Annotated in this window: 19 protein-coding genes; 15 read left to right on the plus strand and 4 right to left on the minus strand. The window is 39.0% G+C overall.

The window, feature by feature from the left end; genetic code table 11:
- The first annotated feature begins 36 nt into the window (after window positions 1–36).
- The 3 genes from CUB63_RS00355 to CUB63_RS00365 all read left to right on the plus strand — a co-directional run bounded on the left by CUB63_RS00355 (window position 37) and on the right by CUB63_RS00365 (window position 1,948).
- Complete coding sequence (locus tag CUB63_RS00355) at window positions 37–792, plus strand: Ig-like domain-containing protein (protein WP_109847215.1); 756 nt, start codon at window positions 37–39, stop codon at window positions 790–792.
- 49 nt (window positions 793–841) lie between these two features.
- Window positions 842–1,534, plus strand: a complete 693-nt coding sequence (locus CUB63_RS00360) for a DUF6246 family protein (RefSeq protein ID WP_109847216.1) — start codon at window positions 842–844, stop codon at window positions 1,532–1,534.
- 72 nt (window positions 1,535–1,606) lie between these two features.
- On the plus strand, window positions 1,607–1,948 hold the full coding sequence (locus tag CUB63_RS00365) for a hypothetical protein (protein ID WP_232240029.1): 342 nt from the start codon (window positions 1,607–1,609) through the stop codon (window positions 1,946–1,948).
- 5 nt (window positions 1,949–1,953) lie between these two features.
- On the opposite strand, the gene CUB63_RS00370 is transcribed toward CUB63_RS00365, so the two are convergent.
- Together CUB63_RS00370 and CUB63_RS00375 are read right to left on the minus strand one after the other, a co-directional pair.
- Entirely contained in the window at window positions 1,954–2,133 is a 180-nt protein-coding gene (locus CUB63_RS00370) for a hypothetical protein (RefSeq protein ID WP_109372780.1), read from the minus strand.
- A 128-nt stretch (window positions 2,134–2,261) separates the two neighbouring features.
- Window positions 2,262–2,696: an Arc family DNA-binding protein gene (locus CUB63_RS00375; RefSeq protein WP_109847218.1), complete on the minus strand. Its 435-nt coding sequence runs from the start codon at window positions 2,694–2,696 to the stop codon at window positions 2,262–2,264.
- 128 nt (window positions 2,697–2,824) lie between these two features.
- Between CUB63_RS00375 and CUB63_RS00380 the strand changes: the two genes are divergently transcribed.
- The 12 genes from CUB63_RS00380 (at window position 2,825) to CUB63_RS17470 (ending at window position 15,289) form a co-directional block, all read left to right on the plus strand.
- Entirely contained in the window at window positions 2,825–3,001 is a 177-nt protein-coding gene (locus tag CUB63_RS00380) for an Arc family DNA binding domain-containing protein (protein WP_109847420.1), read from the plus strand.
- A gap of 39 nt (window positions 3,002–3,040) precedes the next feature.
- Window positions 3,041–3,613: a BRO-N domain-containing protein gene (locus CUB63_RS00385; protein WP_109847219.1), complete on the plus strand. Its 573-nt coding sequence runs from the start codon at window positions 3,041–3,043 to the stop codon at window positions 3,611–3,613.
- 74 nt (window positions 3,614–3,687) lie between these two features.
- Window positions 3,688–4,443, plus strand: coding sequence for a BRO-N domain-containing protein (locus CUB63_RS00390; RefSeq protein WP_109847220.1), 756 nt, complete (start codon window positions 3,688–3,690; stop codon window positions 4,441–4,443).
- 213 nt (window positions 4,444–4,656) lie between these two features.
- Complete coding sequence (locus CUB63_RS00395) at window positions 4,657–5,136, plus strand: type VI secretion system-associated protein TagO (protein ID WP_109847221.1); 480 nt, start codon at window positions 4,657–4,659, stop codon at window positions 5,134–5,136.
- A gap of 21 nt (window positions 5,137–5,157) precedes the next feature.
- On the plus strand, window positions 5,158–5,475 hold the full coding sequence (locus CUB63_RS00400) for a hypothetical protein (protein WP_109847222.1): 318 nt from the start codon (window positions 5,158–5,160) through the stop codon (window positions 5,473–5,475).
- 140 nt (window positions 5,476–5,615) lie between these two features.
- Window positions 5,616–5,996 (plus strand): hypothetical protein, encoded by a 381-nt coding sequence (locus tag CUB63_RS00405; RefSeq protein ID WP_109847223.1) that lies wholly within the window; start codon window positions 5,616–5,618, stop codon window positions 5,994–5,996.
- A gap of 72 nt (window positions 5,997–6,068) precedes the next feature.
- The gene (locus tag CUB63_RS00410; protein ID WP_109847224.1) at window positions 6,069–9,491 is read left to right on the plus strand and encodes a tape measure protein; all 3,423 of its coding nucleotides are present in this window, start codon (window positions 6,069–6,071) and stop codon (window positions 9,489–9,491) included.
- A gap of 3 nt (window positions 9,492–9,494) precedes the next feature.
- A complete protein-coding gene (locus CUB63_RS00415) occupies window positions 9,495–9,971 on the plus strand; it encodes a hypothetical protein (protein WP_109847225.1) in 477 nt (158 codons plus the stop codon).
- Window positions 9,971–10,441, plus strand: a complete 471-nt coding sequence (locus CUB63_RS00420; RefSeq protein ID WP_109847226.1) for a DUF1833 family protein — start codon at window positions 9,971–9,973, stop codon at window positions 10,439–10,441. The genes CUB63_RS00415 and CUB63_RS00420 overlap by 1 nt, the downstream gene beginning before the upstream one ends.
- Window positions 10,438–10,830 carry an NlpC/P60 family protein gene (locus CUB63_RS00425; RefSeq protein WP_109847227.1) on the plus strand — a complete coding sequence of 131 codons (393 nt, stop codon included), beginning with the start codon at window positions 10,438–10,440 and terminating at the stop codon, window positions 10,828–10,830. The genes CUB63_RS00420 and CUB63_RS00425 overlap by 4 nt, the downstream gene beginning before the upstream one ends.
- Complete coding sequence (locus CUB63_RS00430) at window positions 10,817–13,285, plus strand: host specificity factor TipJ family phage tail protein (RefSeq protein WP_109847228.1); 2,469 nt, start codon at window positions 10,817–10,819, stop codon at window positions 13,283–13,285. Before CUB63_RS00425 ends, CUB63_RS00430 begins: the two co-directional genes overlap by 14 nt.
- A gap of 57 nt (window positions 13,286–13,342) precedes the next feature.
- A complete protein-coding gene (locus tag CUB63_RS17470; RefSeq protein ID WP_157955962.1) occupies window positions 13,343–15,289 on the plus strand; it encodes a tail fiber/spike domain-containing protein in 1,947 nt (648 codons plus the stop codon).
- 73 nt (window positions 15,290–15,362) lie between these two features.
- Here CUB63_RS17470 and CUB63_RS17915 read toward each other — a convergent pair whose 3' ends face one another.
- Together CUB63_RS17915 and CUB63_RS17475 are read right to left on the minus strand one after the other, a co-directional pair.
- Entirely contained in the window at window positions 15,363–16,226 is an 864-nt protein-coding gene (locus CUB63_RS17915; RefSeq protein WP_415752984.1) for an acyltransferase family protein, read from the minus strand.
- On the minus strand, window positions 16,207–16,464 hold the full coding sequence (locus CUB63_RS17475; RefSeq protein ID WP_157955964.1) for an acyltransferase family protein: 258 nt from the start codon (window positions 16,462–16,464) through the stop codon (window positions 16,207–16,209). Before CUB63_RS17475 ends, CUB63_RS17915 begins: the two co-directional genes overlap by 20 nt.

The raw sequence follows: 16,464 nt of genomic DNA on the forward strand, positions 1-16,464 counted from the left end.
GCGGCCTTTTTTATTTGCAAATAAAGAGGTTATAACATGGCACAATGCCCTGATGATAAAGGCCTAGTGATGGGTAACGCAGGTATTCTGCGCATTGCAAAAGGCTGTCCTGACCAAGTACCAGCACAAGATCAATTCTTGCGCTTAGGTGCGCTAACAAGCAAGTCATTCGATTTCGGTATGGAGACAGTGACATCTAATGCTGATGACACCAAAGGCTTAACTGAGTCAATTGTTACTGGCGCTGACTTTACCATTAGTTTTGATGGTGAATTAAAGAAAGCTGGTGTAACCGGTTCTACTTCCGCGTTTGATATTGCCAAAGAAATCCTTGATGAAATCAAAGCAAGTCGCCAACCAACATATTGGGTTCAACTTGATATGAAAGGCGATGGCTCTGATGTTGTTCAGGGTTATATGGCTTTCACATCTTGGTCAATGGAGTTTCCAACAAAAGAAATTTCCACTTATTCAGGTGAATTGAAAGTCTATGACTCAGACACCGTTGAGTGGTTGCAAGAAGAAGTTGTTGTTGAAAGTGTCGCGGTAGAGCCAGCAACTCTGTCTGTAAAAGTAGGCGAAACCAAGACATTTACTGTCAAATTTACACCAACCGATGCGACTAACAAAAACTACACTGCCGTAAGCGATAAGCCGAACTTTGCAACAGTTACTCAGCTTGTGAATGTGGTAACTGTGCGTGGTGTTGCCGAAGGTACTGCAAACGTTACTGTCACATCCGAAGATGGTAGTAAAACAGCCAAATGCGTGGTCACTGTTACCACTGCTTAATATTACAAAGGGTGCTTTTGAGTGCCCTTGATAATATTCAGGAGGGATTATGACGCCTATTTTAGAAATCGGTGAGATGGTTATCTCTACTGATAAAAAGGATTACTTATTTAGACCATCGTTCATCAATATGACAAGAATCGGTGAGCCTAAACAGATTGTGAGTGCGTATGGTCAATTAAATGGCACAGAGGTTCAGGATTTAATTGCACGCGCCGTAATGAGGTACAGGGTTATCCCTGAGTGGTTAATAAAGGCCATTAGCAAACCAACATACGGACGCAATATCCTACAAATTGCAATGATGGTTATGCAGGCGTGCTGTGATGATGATTGTTCTGAAATCATTGGCGAATGGAGATCGGGTAAGCGAGGTATTGTCTATAAAAACGGCAAGATGCCAATCGCTGACATTATCGTCATTGCTCGAGAATTATTCACTCACGGAATTATCGGTAAAGCGAAGATCCGTAAACTTCAACGTAACGAAGGCAAAAATGAATTCTCAGATGAGTTTATGGCAATTGATTACATCAGCTCAGCTCGTGCGCACTTTGGTATGAATCGAGAGGAAGCCGAACAGCTAACCATGACTGAATTTCAGATGATGCTCAAAGCTAAATACCCTGATGAGAAAGGCTTCACTAAAGAAGAATACGACAACATCATGAAACAAGATGATAAACGCAATGATGAACTGATCAGTGGTAAGCGTAGATTGGTGAGTAGAAAGAGAAAGTAGCCAATTATTAGGTTTGAGATGTTTTATAGTAAAGGTAGGAATATGCATAAAATCCTAAGGCAGTATCGATATATGAAGGTACCTTTATTTGAATCTGGATATATTATCTATTGTGGCTCTTGGGATGATTGGCGCTCTCTACATGAAAAACTAGGCATTGATGGTGGGGATAGTTTTGTTAACGGGGCAAGTCGTACAGTTACTAACGCTCAGTGTGTGCTCCATATTATTGGTGTGTTTAACGGTAAATCATCTACTCTAGCTCACGAATGTGCACATATGGCTTTCGACATTTGTCATCGCGTCGGTGTGAGCGTTGAAACAGGATCAGCAAATGAAACATTTTGTCATTTAATTAGCAGAATGATTGATTTCTGTTCTGGAGAACAAAAAAGCCGACCTATGTCGGCTTAATTCAACTAACGCTTACTATCAGGTGTTCTTTTATCAAGAACCCAGGAATTACCTTTTTCAGTTGTTGGTGGCAACCTTTCGTTATCTCTCACGGTGGCGTAATTATCACGCTGCCCACCTCGAGGACCTACTTCACGATAAATACCACCATCCTTTCCTGTATTTTCACCTGGCTTTTTACTCATAATAAAAACTCCTTGTAATGCTCGTTATTGAGCAGAACAAATATTAGACAGGAATTTAATTAAGTCAAATATCCGTACAAAGGAAGGAGGTTGCCACTACTAAAACAAGGGCATCCGTGCCCTTTGTTCTATTTTGATGATGGTATTTCCACAAGAAACCCATCTACATCCATAACGCTTTCGGGTATTTGATATCCCAACTCCGTTAATTTGCTTATAGTTGGCTCCAAAACAGAGATGAAATCATCACCAAGACCTTCCAGATCTAAATCTTCAAGCTCTATATTAAAAATGGAATGGCCCAACCTAATTTTATTATTAATTACTTTAAATGTTCTTTTGAAGATTATGCTGGATAATTCATCCTTTGCCTTGTTAGCAATGATAATAGCGTCTTTTGCTGCAATTACATCATCAGTATTGATATCGCCAAGAAAGCTTGATTCTAACCGTTGAACTATTTCGGCATTCATTGAGCGACCATTTTCTTTCGCTGTTACTTCTACTTTCTCTTTTAATTCAATAGGAAGTCTGATTCTTAATTGAGGATCTTCTCTACTCATAGAAACACCAACCACTCGTAATGGAAATAATTATAAAATTATGCCCCACTGTGGGGTTGACTTCAATGACGCACGGTGTGACAATGATTTTGCCCCACATTGAGGCATTGAAAATTAAGGATGAAATAATGCAAAAAGCAAAAGATATGTATCAGAAGAAAATTAGATTTCCAGAGGATGTATGCAAGGCGATCCAAACTAATGGTGATTTGGAGTGTAGAAAGTTTAATACAGAGATTATTTATCAACTAAGAAAGGTTTATGGATTGATTGAAAGTAAAAGCCCCAGCTGCACGAACAGCTGAGGCCAGTTGCCAAGTAAACCCTTACGAGGAATAAATGACATGAACAGTATAACCAAGAATGAACTTACTTTCCAGAATTTCACATTCAACCCTATCGTTGAAAATGGTCAGGTATGGTTAACATCAACTGAGTTAACAAAAGTGCTTGAATATAAAAAGACTGACGCTGTCAGCCAAATTTATTCACGCAATTCAGATGAGTTTACGGACTCCATGACAATGACCCTCAATTTGAGTGTCAATGGAATAAACAATAGCTTACGTAATAAAGTGGTCAGAGTTTACTCACTTCGTGGCGCACACCTGATCGCAATGTTCGCATCTACTCCAGTGGCTAAAGAATTCCGTAAATGGGTGCTGGATATTCTGGATAGAGAAGTAGCTGACAAGAAAGATTTACCAATAGAAAAAGATAGTTCGGTAAGTGCAAACGGATTATTAGCAAGATTAAGTCTGATTTGTACAACATGGGATGAGGCTAGAAAGGATATGGAAAACTTCGATCCGAAAATGGCTAAACGTCTTAATTCAACAATGAGTATGTTTTTAATGTACTCACAACACATGAAAGGAATAGCTAAGACAAAACAAGTTAAGAGGTTAACACATTGATAGGCACTAAAAACAGAAAAACCGATAGTTACAGCTATCGGCTCATCTTAAATTAAAATATAGGACGTATATTTATGAGTAATAGTATTAGAGTTTTTAACTACAAGTCAAGCAAAGACCAGTTAATCACTGTTTCAGGATTGAAATATAAAGGTAAACCGGTATTTCTTGCTGTTGAATTGGCAGCTTCGCTAGGGTACACAAACCCGTCAAAAGCGTTAAAAGACCATTGTAAGTCACTGATTAAACTTAATTATAACGAATCGTTAGAATTAGGATTTGATAATCCTAAAGGCGTTATTTTGGCAGGTCAGTCTGACATGTTCCGATTAATTATGCGTAGCAATCTACCTTCTGCTGAATCTTTCCAAGATTGGGTGTGTGAGCAAGTTTTACCTGAAATTATGGAAACTGGTAGTTACTCAATCAAGAAAAGTCAATCAGGTTTACCTGAGTATCGCCAAGCAAGAACGCTGAAAATGTCGGTTGATGCCATTACTAACTTATTCGACTTAATGCCAAACTTGAGTGATGAAGCGAAACAGTGTGCAGCAGCTAATATCGTCAATCCGATAGTTGGGTTTGAAGCAGTTCCTTTACCGACACTTGAGCAAAAGTATTATACCGCTGGTGAGGTTGGCGAAATGCTTGAAGTGTCTGCTAATAAAATCGGACGCATGGCTAATAAGCACGGATTAAAAACAGAGGAATATGGGAAATATTTCTTAGATAAATCTGCTTATTCATCAAAACAGGTTGAAGCATTCAGATATAACGACAACGGGGTAAAAGCATTGCGACACGCCATTCATGGTGTTGAAGTAGCTTAATCACCCGAGCCAAGGACGGCTTGCTTGAGATCACATATTGCGCCTCTTAATTGAGGCTTTTTGCTTTTATATTTTTTAGGATGCTATTGACGCTACTAGTGACAACTAGGGATACGGATCACGGAACTAGATATAAAAAGTAAATTTACCTTTAGTAACGTAAAGATAATACATAACATAAGATTAATTTATTACTCGCAAGGAATATTTATAATGAAAAAAATCTTACTTATTTCTGTATTATCACTTTCTAGTTCTGTTTTTGCTGCTGACCATCAAAAGGTTGGCGATTGGTTGGTCAGTAAGGAAGAAAATAAATTAACAGACAAAATAGATTATTACGCAATTCTTTCTGCAAAAGATAAAGATGTATCACTTGTGTTACGTTGCCAAAATGATAAGACTGAGGCTTATTTATCAATGAGGGACTATATTGGTAGCGGTTATAATTCCAAGGTGACTCTGCGAATAGATAAAGAAAAACCCTTAACTCAGTCATGGGGAATTGGAGAAGGTGGCACATCATTATTTGTACCTAAACCTGTATCATTAATTAAAAGTTTAGTAGGTAAAAAGAGTTTAATTTCTGGATATAGCCCGTATGGCAAAACTCAAGTGGTAGCTGAATTTGATCTGGAAAATATAGATACGATAGCAAAAGAAATATCATCCGCTTGTAACTGGAAGTTATAATAAAAAGGAAGAAAGTTTGTAATGAAAAAGTTACTAGCAATACTTGCCATTCTAGCTATTACCTTATCTATTTTTGCTTATAATAAATTAACCATATTTACAGTACAGCCAATAGGTGCGATACCAGATGGTGTAACCGTTGTTATCTGGAAAAAGGGTGATATGAAGTTTTTTGAGAGTCCAGATAGCTTATGCATACAGAAAACTGGGGGTGTAAGCCTGTTGTGTAGAATGAGAATGTTAGGAAACGCAATTGATAAAGACGATATCATTATTAGATTACCGTACAGCGAATATGCATACTTAAAATCAACCAACGGAAGGGTTTTTGATAGGTAATGGAATAGCGTTCGTTCTTTTGAGTTTTATTTCCAGTAAGTTAAATAGAGTGAAGCCTCTCAATGAGGCTTTTATGATTTGCTCCCATTTGCACCACAAACAGCTAAACTAATAACAAATTAACTAACGAGGATGGTGTTGTGAAAAGATTATTAGCAGTGGCTACGGTGGTTGCTTGTGTGTTTGCGTTTAATGCTCAGGCAAGTAGCAAATCTCGTGATTTAACTCCAGAGGAAAAGGCGTATGTAGAAAAAGCTGTAAAAGCGACGCTAAAAGATCCTGATAGCGCTCAATTTAAGCATACAAAACTTGTTTTGAGCAGTGATGGAGTTGTTGACCCATACTGCGGAATGGTTAATGCAAAAAACTCATTTGGTGGATACTCTGGATATTCTGTTTTCTTTGTTGGTATAACAAATAATAAAGATGGCAAAAGAGTGGCTATTTACTTAGGCCCGCAAGAAGAATCAGATGTTGCACAGCAATCTATAATTGAGGTATGCGCCAAGCAAGGTTATTAAGCATATATAAGTGAATTCTAAGAAACGTCACCCTGCCAATCGGCGGGGTTTTTTATTTTAAGGAGCCGATAAATGGCAAATGTAGGCGAAATCGTTTATCAAGTTCAAATGGATGTTCGGCAATTACTTACATCACAACAGCAGTTAGAGCAACGCCTTAATCGTATGGATGGTAGCTTTAATAGAACGTCTCAGTCAGTAAATAACGCAGAACGTTCAATGCAGTCTCTATCCAAAGTTGCAGCAGCTCTTACTGGTTATTTATCGGTTTCAATGGTTGCGAGTTACGCCGAAGCATGGGCTGTGTTAAATAATAAACTGTCCAACTCTGTTCGTGCGAGCGAGTCACTTATTGATGTTACTCAACGAGTGTTTGATATCTCTCAAGCAACACGTTCTAGTCTTGACGCTACTGCCACACTCTACGCACGACTTGAACGAGGAACGAGAGAATACAACACATCAGCAGCGGACTTGGCAAAATTAACATCCATTATAAACCAAGGTTTTATCGTCTCTGGTGCTACTGCACAGGAAGCAGAAAACGCCATTATTCAGCTATCACAAGGTATCGCTTCAGGTGTTCTTCGTGGTGAGGAATTCAACTCAGTAGCAGAGCAAGGTAGCCGTTTGATGGTTGCACTTGCTGACTCGATGGGTGTTGGCATTGGTCAACTACGTAAAATGGCAGCAGAAGGTAAACTAACTACTGATGTTGTTGTAAAAGGGTTATTGTCTCAAGGGGATGCTATTGGTAAAGAGTTCGCTAAAACCACTCGAACAATGTCGCAGGCATTTCAAGAAGCAGGGAATAACTTAACTAAGTTCCTTGGTGAGAATACAACAATAAAGGCATCTATTAACGTATTCAGCGATGCTGTAATTACTGCAAGTAAGAGTCTCGATGAAATGGTTTTAGCGGTTAGTCTAGTTGCCTCCGTTGTTGGCGGTAGATACATTGCCGCAATGGGGTTGGCTATCAAAGCTAAAATGCAATCAGCAGTTGCAGCAAGGCAAGAAGCGATAGCAAACCTTCAAGCTGCTAGAGTAGCTGAACACAATGCAATAATGACGGCAAGAAAGACCGCTTTAGATTTAGCAGCAGCCAGAGCGTTAGTTGAGAAAGCGAAAACCGAATTTGCGGCCGCAAGAGGAACAAACGCAGAAGCAACCTCGCTGGCAAATTTAATTGCCGTTAGATCTGCCGCAACAACCGCGGCGATAAATCATAAGCAAGCAACGCAAGCGCAGACAGCAGCAATGGCTAACTCAGCCGCAGCAGCAAGAGCCGCTTCTGTATCTATCGGTTTAGCTAATAAAGCTCTAGGTTTTGTTGGTGGCCCAGCAGGTATAGCAATGGCTGCGGGTGCTGCGATCATGTATTTCTACCAGCAGGCAAAAGAAGCAAGAGAAGAAGCAGTAAAACTTGCAGAGGGAGTAAATCAATTAACTGCTGAAATGAAAAACATGACGAGAGAGCAAAAGAGGGCTGAATCTGCCAAGTTAAAAGAAGCACTCCCTGAGTTAAAAAATGAAGTTCTAAACACCACTGTCGCCATGAAGCAAGCTGCGGAAAAAGTAAGAGAATTAGAGGCTGATTTAGCTTTAGCCAAGGTTGGAACAAGTCAATATGAATCAATAACAAGACAACTGACAGGCGCTCAAGATAAATTAGCAATTGCAACAGATAGCGCAACAAAGGCGTCAAACAATTACAGCCGTACAAAAAATACTATATCTTTTATTCAAGCTGATCTTAATGGTGAGTTAAAGCAAGGTGCTGAGCTGTTACAGCGAGAGGCATCCATATTACCAAATGTTAAAGATGCTTGGAATGCCTATGGATTTTCCTTAAAGAGGGCAACACAAGAGAAGAAAAACTTCAACTCTCAAAGCCTTGTCATGGAATGGTCTGAAAAAGGACTGGACATGAGAAAATCCCTTGAGCGTGAAGCTAAATTAGCTAACGCAAAAAGTGAGATTGACAAAAGAAAGCTACAAGTTGAGTTTTACGCAGAAGATAATGGATTGTCAGAGCAAGAGGTAGCATCATTAAATCAGTATGCCATTGCTGCGCAAGAGGCAAGAGACGCTGAATCAGAGCGCAACAGCAAAACAAAGGAATCAACCAAAGCCACAGACGCAGCATACGAGGCACTTAAGCGCCAGAGAGAAGAAATTGAGCTTTTAAACAAAGGTTATAAAGACGGATCTCTTGAAATGGCTAAGTATGATGCAGTTAAGTCTCTTGGTGATACTGCAACATCAAGTCAAATTGAAACCGCAAAGCAGTTAGCAGAAGAAAAGTACAATATACAGAGAGCAGCTAAAAACAAGGAGCTTGCTCTTGAGATTGACACGATAAGAAAGCTAGATGAAGAGAGAAAGTCAAGATTAAACACGCTGGATGAGCTACTAGCTAGTGAAGATATATCTTTTGAACTTCATCAAATTAAACGCCTTGAAATAGCAAGCGAGTATTCCCGAAAAATAGCAGAAGAAAACGCCAAACTTTCAGCTAATCCAATTGAAGATAATAGGGCGCAGTTCGATCCAATTCATCAGTTGAAAAATGAGAACGCTAAAAAACTAGCGCTCATGGATAAGTATTATGCTGATGAAATGGCAATCATTAATCAAGCGTATGCAAATCAACAGATCTCACACGAGCAATTTACGACAGCTAAGCAAATTACTGACGCACAATACCTTCAAATAAGAACAGCGCAGGAACGGCAGTTCAATGAACAGCAAACTGCCGCACAGTGGCAGATGTTAAGCCAGCAGAGCTTAGGTTTTGACATGCTTACATCTGCTGTTGACGCAATGGCAGGAAGCGCATCTAATGCCATAACTGGATTATTGACTGGTACCATGACTGCTGCTGATGCAATGAGATCACTAGGTAACACAATACTAAACAGTGTTGTTAATTCCATTGTTCAGACTGGTGTTGAAATGCTGAAGAATTTCATTATTGGTAAAACAATGGGCGCTGCCGCCGCTGCCGCATCTATGGGTGAAGCAGCAATTGTTGCTTCCGCGTGGGCTCCTGCTGCTGCGTTTGTTTCTCTAGCTACAATGGGTGCTAATGCTGCGCCAGCTAACGCAAGCTTAGTTGGTACCACTGGACTTGCCTCAACACTGGCAATTGCAGGCGCTCGTAAAAATGGTGGCCCTGTTGACGCTGGTTCAATGTATCGAGTTGGTGAGGGCGGTAAACCTGAGATATTCAAGGCTAACAACGGTCGCCAATACATGATCCCCGGTGACAATGGAAAGGTTATTTCCAATAAAGATATGCAGGGTGGAGGTATGAATGTGAATGTTGTTTTTAGTGACTATTCATCTGGTGGCCACAAGTTTGATGCGCAGACCTCACAAGATGGAAATACGCTAACTATTCAGGCGTTCATTATGGATATGGATAACAAAGGACCTATGCTTCAATCCATCACAAGAAACACATCGGCAACAGCGAGAGCGAGAGGTTGATATATGGTTATTAATTACCCTGACTGGCTTCCTCTGGCACAGAAAGCAGATAAAAGCATGACGCTAGATACTGGCTTCTTGACAGATCAGCCACAGGTAGGCGCACCTATATTTCAGAAGTTAACTGATGACTTAAAAACTGTATGGAGTGTGAATTGGATATTTACACTTCAACAGGAGCGTGCGTTTGCGCAATGGTTGCGAAGTCCTAACTATCTTGATAATTGTAATCGCTGGTTCAGGATGAAAATTAATCTTGGTGGTAGCGGGTTACAGGAGCAGGAATTGCATTTTGTTTCCTATCCAGTGCAAACCAGTATTAATGGATCTTCTGTAACATGGACTGGTCAAGTCATTAGTAAGAAACTTTATAATTCAGATGATGAATTCGACGATATTATCGTTGAGTTTCCGCCATCATTTGGAAGCTGGCTTGATATTATCGTCACTGAGACTCTACCAAAGTATAAGGAGATGTAATGCCTACACTAAGAGAGTATCGCGCACAAAGACCAAACAGAATACTTTATGAGACACTGCAATTTAGTCACCCATCATTTGGCGATATCTATCTCGTGTCTTATCAGGTATTCCCAAAGGTTCTAGGTGGGGTTGAATATCAACCTTGTAATTTCGAACTATCTGACAGCCAGCAAAGCAGAACGCCCATCATCGACGCTAGTGTTAAATTCAGCCGTGTCGCACAAGACTTTAAACAGAAACTTAAACTATGGAAATCATTCAATAGAATGAAACCCATAGAGGCTACTTATCGCTTATTTGATGAGAAAGACAAAGGCACAGCAATTACTCGATGGAAATTATTTGTGAAAGATGTGTCGTTGGATCATGAAAGCGTCACTGTCACGCTATCTATGAGTAACCCATTGAATAAAAACATCGGACGTATTTATGAACCGCAAGAATGGCCGGGCTTGGAGGCTGTATGACAACTCAGGATTTCATCGATAAAACTATCGGTAAACCATGGAAAAACCGGTCTTGCACATTTGACGCTATGGATTGTTGGGGGCTCGTCGTTCTCTATTATCGACACGTTCTAGGTATTGAGATCCACCATGACGCAGGCTATGAGTCTGAAACGGATTTTGTTACTTGCTATAAAAATGAAGTTGAGTTTTGGGAGAAAGTAAATCAACCAGAAAATAACGGAATATTTATAGGCTATATAGGCTCAAAACCCGCTCACATTGGCTTGATTATCGATGGTAATGCATTACATAGTCGAGGTGAAAATGGTTCTGTGAGAATGGATAGGTTGATTGTTCTTGAGAGAAAGTTCACTAAGTTGGAGTTTATGAAATATGCCAATAATTGAAATTCAGCGTGTTGCTGGAGTGCCGAAAGAGAGAGTCGAGATAAAAGCCGGCTCTCTTTTTTTTGATTGGTTAAAAGAGCAAAACTTTCATCATGACGTTGATATCTATGTTAACGGCGTAAAACTTAACAATGATGATCGCCTTGATTTTATTGTTAGTGAATTTCATCACATTCAAATATTCGACCAACCGAAGGGGATTATTGGCGACATTCTTAATCCAGTATTTAAGTTTGTTTCCAAGATATTTTCATTCTTAGCGCCAAAAGCACCATCATTTAGCGCTGCTGATGTAAATGCAAAGGAAAGCCCTAACAACCGATTAACAGGCCAAACTAATATAGCGAGAACATATCAGGCTAGACCTGAAATTCACGGACAAGTTAGAGCCTTTCCCGATCTAATTCAGCAATCAATGTTTGAATACATCGACAATAAAAAGATGGTTACTGAATGGATGAACTTTGGCATCGGTTACTACACGATTGAGAATGTGAAATATTCAGAGTCTGAGCTGATCGCCCTTGATTGTGCCAGTTATCAGATATTCCAACCAGGTGAAGTGATCCCACAGATATTCGAGGGGTTTGAGTTCCCTGATGTTGACGGACAAGAAATACCAGGTCCGAATGAAAGTGACGAAATTCCACAATATGTGGCTACTGCTAACAATGTTATTTCTGGTGAAATTAAAGGTGGTGAAGCGGCCATAAAGATAGAGAAACAAGATGATTTTCGATACTTTATGGACATCGTAAAGCCTAGATCAGTAAGTCTTATTGTTAATGTAACTTATGATACCCCGCAGGGTTCGGTTACAAAGGATATTAAGGTTGATGCGTATCTATCTGATGCGAAAGAAAGTGATGATGGTGCTATTATCTCACCAAAATACTACTACGAATTCTTTTTCACCAATTTAACCGGTGGTGATTTGGCAACTCTACCGCCTAATGCAATTGTTAACACATCAAAGTTTGTTCTTTATGACAACCAATTCCTGACAGTAGGGCCTTTCTTTTCTCCGCTTGATGGTGGTGAGTTATGGGTACATTTAAATGCCCAACTTGGTGATGGTGATCGTGCTAATGCAAGAATTGAATTTTGGAAGGTTGATGAGAATAACAATGAAGTAGCTGGAACAAGAGAGTCATTCAATAGAGGGTTCCCATCTGCACCAAAAACAAAAACATACTATCTGACGGAAAAGTTCAAGCCGTTGGCTGGATATGGAAGATATGCACTTCAATTAACTCGATTAGAAAACAGTAATGATCACAGCATTCTTAAGCTAGAGGAAGTCTTTATTGTTAGAGAGAGAATTAACGAAGTACATGAAGAAGATACACTTGTTAAGGTAACAGTGAGGGCAACAGAAGCGCCAACAGGAGCAAGAGAGCGTAAATACAACGCACTGGCTACACGTCATGTTATTAGTTACGACATGAATAGCCGTAGTATTGATTATACATTACGACCATCACGATCATTTGCTGATGCTGTCGCTCACACTTGGTTAGTCACCGCAGGACAGCCAGAAAGCACCATAGATTTATATGGTTTGTATTCAATCTATGAATCACTTCCAGATAATCGTTTAGGATATTTTGATTACACGTTTGATGATGAAGATGTATCGCTAGGTCAGCGTATAGAAACAATATGCAATGTTGCTCGTGTTATTTCATTTTGGGATAACGGAGTTCTAACCTTTACTCGTGAGGAGGAAAAGAAATATCCATCTGGCACTTTTAATAGAGCAAACACGACAGGAAATGGATTTTCACTTTCTTATGATATGACGATGCCGAGCGGTAATGATGGTGTTGAAATCGAATACGTAAACCCTAAAACAAACAAAAAAACCTACCTTAAATATCGTATTGAAGATAACAAAATAGTTAAAAAGCCAGCTAAGAACCCTAACAAAATAACCATTCACGGTTGTCGTAATGAGTATCAAGCGACAGATAGGGCACTATTAGAAATGGATAGACTAATACATCAGCGTATGAGTATAAGTGTGCAAACTCTCGCAGATGGTGATTATGTTTATCCAGGTGACTTAATTATTGTTGCTGACACATACGATAAGAATCAACAGGCTGGTTATATAGTTGAGAGGATAGGCAACCAGTTTTCAACAAATGAAAAAGTTGTCTTTGATGGTGAGATGTTTGTTTGTATCACTGATCACCTAGGTAATACGACAGAAAGATTTAAAGCTATACCGAGAAGCGATACAGCTTACGGATTTATCGCTGATATACCTGACATCCAGCTAAACATCTATGACGGCATGAATGTTCAGTCGCCGTCACGTTATGTTATATCCAATATCGTTGAAATGGACTCAATGAGATGGACTGTAAGCGACAAAAAGCCTAATGCAGACGGAACTTATAGCATTACAGCAAGTGAGTATTTTTCTGCAAAGAAAGATTACAACGTTTAATTAAATTCATTTCAATCATGGCCAGCCTAAGTGCTGGCTTTTTTATTGGGAAAAATTATGTCTACAATTCCAACACAAAATCCAGTTCCAAGTGAAGCAGCGAGTGATCTGAAGTACAACGCAGGTAAAATTGACGAGCTCGTTACGTCAATGAAAAATAAGTATATCGATAGATTCGGGCAAGAGCATTTTACAATCGAAGGGTTGCGCTGGATTGCTCAACAAGCAATATCTCAATTCGGCTATATCACGTTAGACTCGTTCCAAAAAGGGGCTGAAATAACACTGCCAAATCAAGTTTTACGTGATGAAACCACAGGAGAATATTACCGCTGGGATGGCGAATTGCCTAAATCTGTACCCGCCGGATCTACACCAGAAAGCACCGGTGGGATAGGACTTGTCGCTTGGGTTAGTGTTGGGGATGCATCACTGCGTGAGCAATTATTATCTCACGAAGGCGCTGATAAAATAGGCTACGGAGGCGTAACAGTTAGTGATATCATTGGGTTACACTACGTTTATCTTGAGCAATTCGGATTTAAAAGCGGAGATGATATTACTGATTTGCTACCGCAAATACACTCAAGTTACCCAAAGTCAAGCATAACATGCAGGCGGGGAAGCGAAATAGTTATATCTAAGAAAACGCAATTATTGAGGGGAAGGACGTATTATTTTCCTGACTGCAAAATAAAGTGGGTGGGTGATAAGGTAGATTTAACCAATAAAGATAATAAAAGAAATAATTATGTACTGGCAATTATAGATCAAGGGATGACAAAGATAACTGGGTTTCCAGAAATCGATGCGAATGATTGGGGGGTTGGGCTGCACATTAGTGGAAGTACGTTTTATGCAGAAGTTAAAGTAAGGAATTCTCAGTGTACCGGAATAGATGTATCAAATTCTAGCGGAGTTATAGAATCACCGACACTGAATGATTGCGCAGCACTGTCTGATGTTGGATACTCAATAACAGATCTTGAAGGGTGGTCAGACGGTATACATGTTTGGTACGGATCTTGCCAAGTCATGATCAATAACCCAATTGTGATACTAAATGGTGGCAGGAGTGGGCGGTGCGGCATTGTCGTTGAGGGTTACTACCCAGAAGGAGGAACAGCAACCAGTAATGTCATAATCAACAATCCTAATATTAAAGGATACGACCGTCCGTTACACACCGAATTAACAGGCCATGGTGTTATTATTAATGGTGGAACTATTGAGTACAGAAAAATATGGTCAAATCATAGCTGGATTAAATCTGCTGTCGCAAACTGGAATGTATTATCTCCAACTGTATACAACCAAACCCATTTTATATCTGATGATACTATGATTTATGGCACAGGCGGTGAAGGGGTATTTAATGATTGTAAGTTTTCACATAGTGGTGATGGATTGTTTTTTCGCATTACGTTGGACGGGTTGGGTGAATTTTTATTCAACGGTGGGAGTGTAAAAGGGGGTGCTACAACATTCAACTTCTATAACGGAAGATTTACGTTTGATGGAACAAGAGTAGAGTGTGTCAATAGTATTGCTGACGTCTACAACAGCAGTGAATTAATTATTAGAAATGAATCTTCCTTTACTGGGGTGAGTTTCACAACGCGTAACGGTACAAATGAATCAATTAAAGTCACTGACTCTTTTATAGATAGCGATAGCAAACCTCTTACTGTCAATAAATCTGCTAAATTATATCTGGGCAATGCAAAAATACCTAAAGGAGTTAATAACTCTAGTAAAACCCAATCCTCTTATATTGAACTTATGTATGGTGACAACCCAGAGTTAATAAATATAGATTATTATGCTTTAGGTAATAAAACCTACGTTGGATTGGCTAAGCCGACGGTCGGTAATGGATTTAAAGATTACTGGAAGTATGGTGAAAAGGTATATAAACGCGATCCATTTCCCGGGACTCCTCTAGGATGGGTTTGTGTTGAGGAAGGGGAACCAGGGACTTGGGCACCGCTTCCAAGCCTTTAACATTAGCTATATAACTGTGGCAGGATGGCTTATCATTTAGCATTCATCCTGCCAATTGTATATATTTACTCTGTCAACTTTTATATTGATGATAATGTGTATTTATTTTTCTACAAATCCTCACTGCTGGCATTTCAATTAAATAATATGTTATGGATGATATTATTATTACAATAAGTACGGATGACACAATCAAAGGAAATCCTTTAAGCCCAAGGTGACTGTTTATAATATTGATCAATGCAATAAGAGGTATGTGTGACATATATATTGAGTATGATATATTCCCAAGAAAATAAAGGCTAGGAATGTGTTTTATTTTTACGTTCTCTTCATACATTGTGATTAATACAACTAATAAAAATGAAATCACTCCCCACTTTAATACCCCGTGCCCAGAAAAAACACTGTGCGTTATTAGTATCGTAGAGAGTAGGAAAATTGCGCACGCTAATATATGCTTTGTGATATCTAATTTTAATATATTGTTATTTATAGTTATTTTATATATTTGGTAAGCAATAATTCCAAGACAAAACTCAAGAATCATTGGTGATGATATCAATGAAAGCGGAGCGCTAAAATAGACAGGTAGAGCTATGTTTTGTGACTTATATGCGTTTAGTGTTATTTCACCAGAAAAATAATATTGAACTAGCAAAAACATTGATAAAATCAATACACAGCAAATAACGCCTCTATATTTGTGATTAATTGCCATTGATATGAGGAATATAAAATAGAAAAATATCTCATAAGTTAGCGTCCAAGCAACAATCAATACATTATAACCAAAAAAAGGAGCTCTAGAGGTATAATCTAAGTGAATTGGGATGATTGATTTTATAGATAAAATTAACCCAGGCGTTTTGATTGCAATTGAAATTAAAACAAAGAAAATCAAAATAGGGTATATTCTAAACACTCGCTTTAACACAAAAAAACAGTGAGTTTTTATACAGGCCAAAGTTTTTTTCTGTAGAAAGAATAATAACAAAGCCGCTGATTACGAAAAACAAATCAACACCAAATGCAAATCCATTAAAAAGAATATTGCCGAGGTTTGGTATATTAACCTGATTGTATGAGTTTAAGTACCACCTGTAGTGATACAACACAACTGACACAGCGGCAACACCCCTTAAGTATTGCAATGATTTTATTTCTTTACCCAT

The organism is Proteus penneri, assembly GCF_003144535.1.
Taxonomy (GTDB): Bacteria; Pseudomonadota; Gammaproteobacteria; order Enterobacterales; family Enterobacteriaceae; genus Proteus; species Proteus penneri.

Coding starts and splice junctions, on each gene's coding strand:
- CUB63_RS17470 (WP_157955962.1), top strand. CDS start 13,343: ATGTCTACAATTCCAACACAAAATCCAGTTCCAAGTGAAGCAGCGAGT.
- CUB63_RS00390 (WP_109847220.1), top strand. CDS start 3,688: ATGAGTAATAGTATTAGAGTTTTTAACTACAAGTCAAGCAAAGACCAG.
- CUB63_RS17475 (WP_157955964.1), bottom strand. CDS start 16,464: ATGGGTAAAGAAATAAAATCATTGCAATACTTAAGGGGTGTTGCCGCT.
- CUB63_RS00425 (WP_109847227.1), top strand. CDS start 10,438: ATGACAACTCAGGATTTCATCGATAAAACTATCGGTAAACCATGGAAA.
- CUB63_RS00385 (WP_109847219.1), top strand. CDS start 3,041: ATGAACAGTATAACCAAGAATGAACTTACTTTCCAGAATTTCACATTC.
- CUB63_RS00365 (WP_232240029.1), top strand. CDS start 1,607: ATGAAGGTACCTTTATTTGAATCTGGATATATTATCTATTGTGGCTCT.
- CUB63_RS00400 (WP_109847222.1), top strand. CDS start 5,158: ATGAAAAAGTTACTAGCAATACTTGCCATTCTAGCTATTACCTTATCT.
- CUB63_RS00420 (WP_109847226.1), top strand. CDS start 9,971: ATGCCTACACTAAGAGAGTATCGCGCACAAAGACCAAACAGAATACTT.
- CUB63_RS00370 (WP_109372780.1), bottom strand. CDS start 2,133: ATGAGTAAAAAGCCAGGTGAAAATACAGGAAAGGATGGTGGTATTTAT.
- CUB63_RS00355 (WP_109847215.1), top strand. CDS start 37: ATGGCACAATGCCCTGATGATAAAGGCCTAGTGATGGGTAACGCAGGT.
- CUB63_RS00380 (WP_109847420.1), top strand. CDS start 2,825: ATGCAAAAAGCAAAAGATATGTATCAGAAGAAAATTAGATTTCCAGAG.
- CUB63_RS00360 (WP_109847216.1), top strand. CDS start 842: ATGACGCCTATTTTAGAAATCGGTGAGATGGTTATCTCTACTGATAAA.
- CUB63_RS00395 (WP_109847221.1), top strand. CDS start 4,657: ATGAAAAAAATCTTACTTATTTCTGTATTATCACTTTCTAGTTCTGTT.
- CUB63_RS00375 (WP_109847218.1), bottom strand. CDS start 2,696: ATGAGTAGAGAAGATCCTCAATTAAGAATCAGACTTCCTATTGAATTA.
- CUB63_RS00410 (WP_109847224.1), top strand. CDS start 6,069: ATGGCAAATGTAGGCGAAATCGTTTATCAAGTTCAAATGGATGTTCGG.
- CUB63_RS00415 (WP_109847225.1), top strand. CDS start 9,495: ATGGTTATTAATTACCCTGACTGGCTTCCTCTGGCACAGAAAGCAGAT.
- CUB63_RS00430 (WP_109847228.1), top strand. CDS start 10,817: ATGCCAATAATTGAAATTCAGCGTGTTGCTGGAGTGCCGAAAGAGAGA.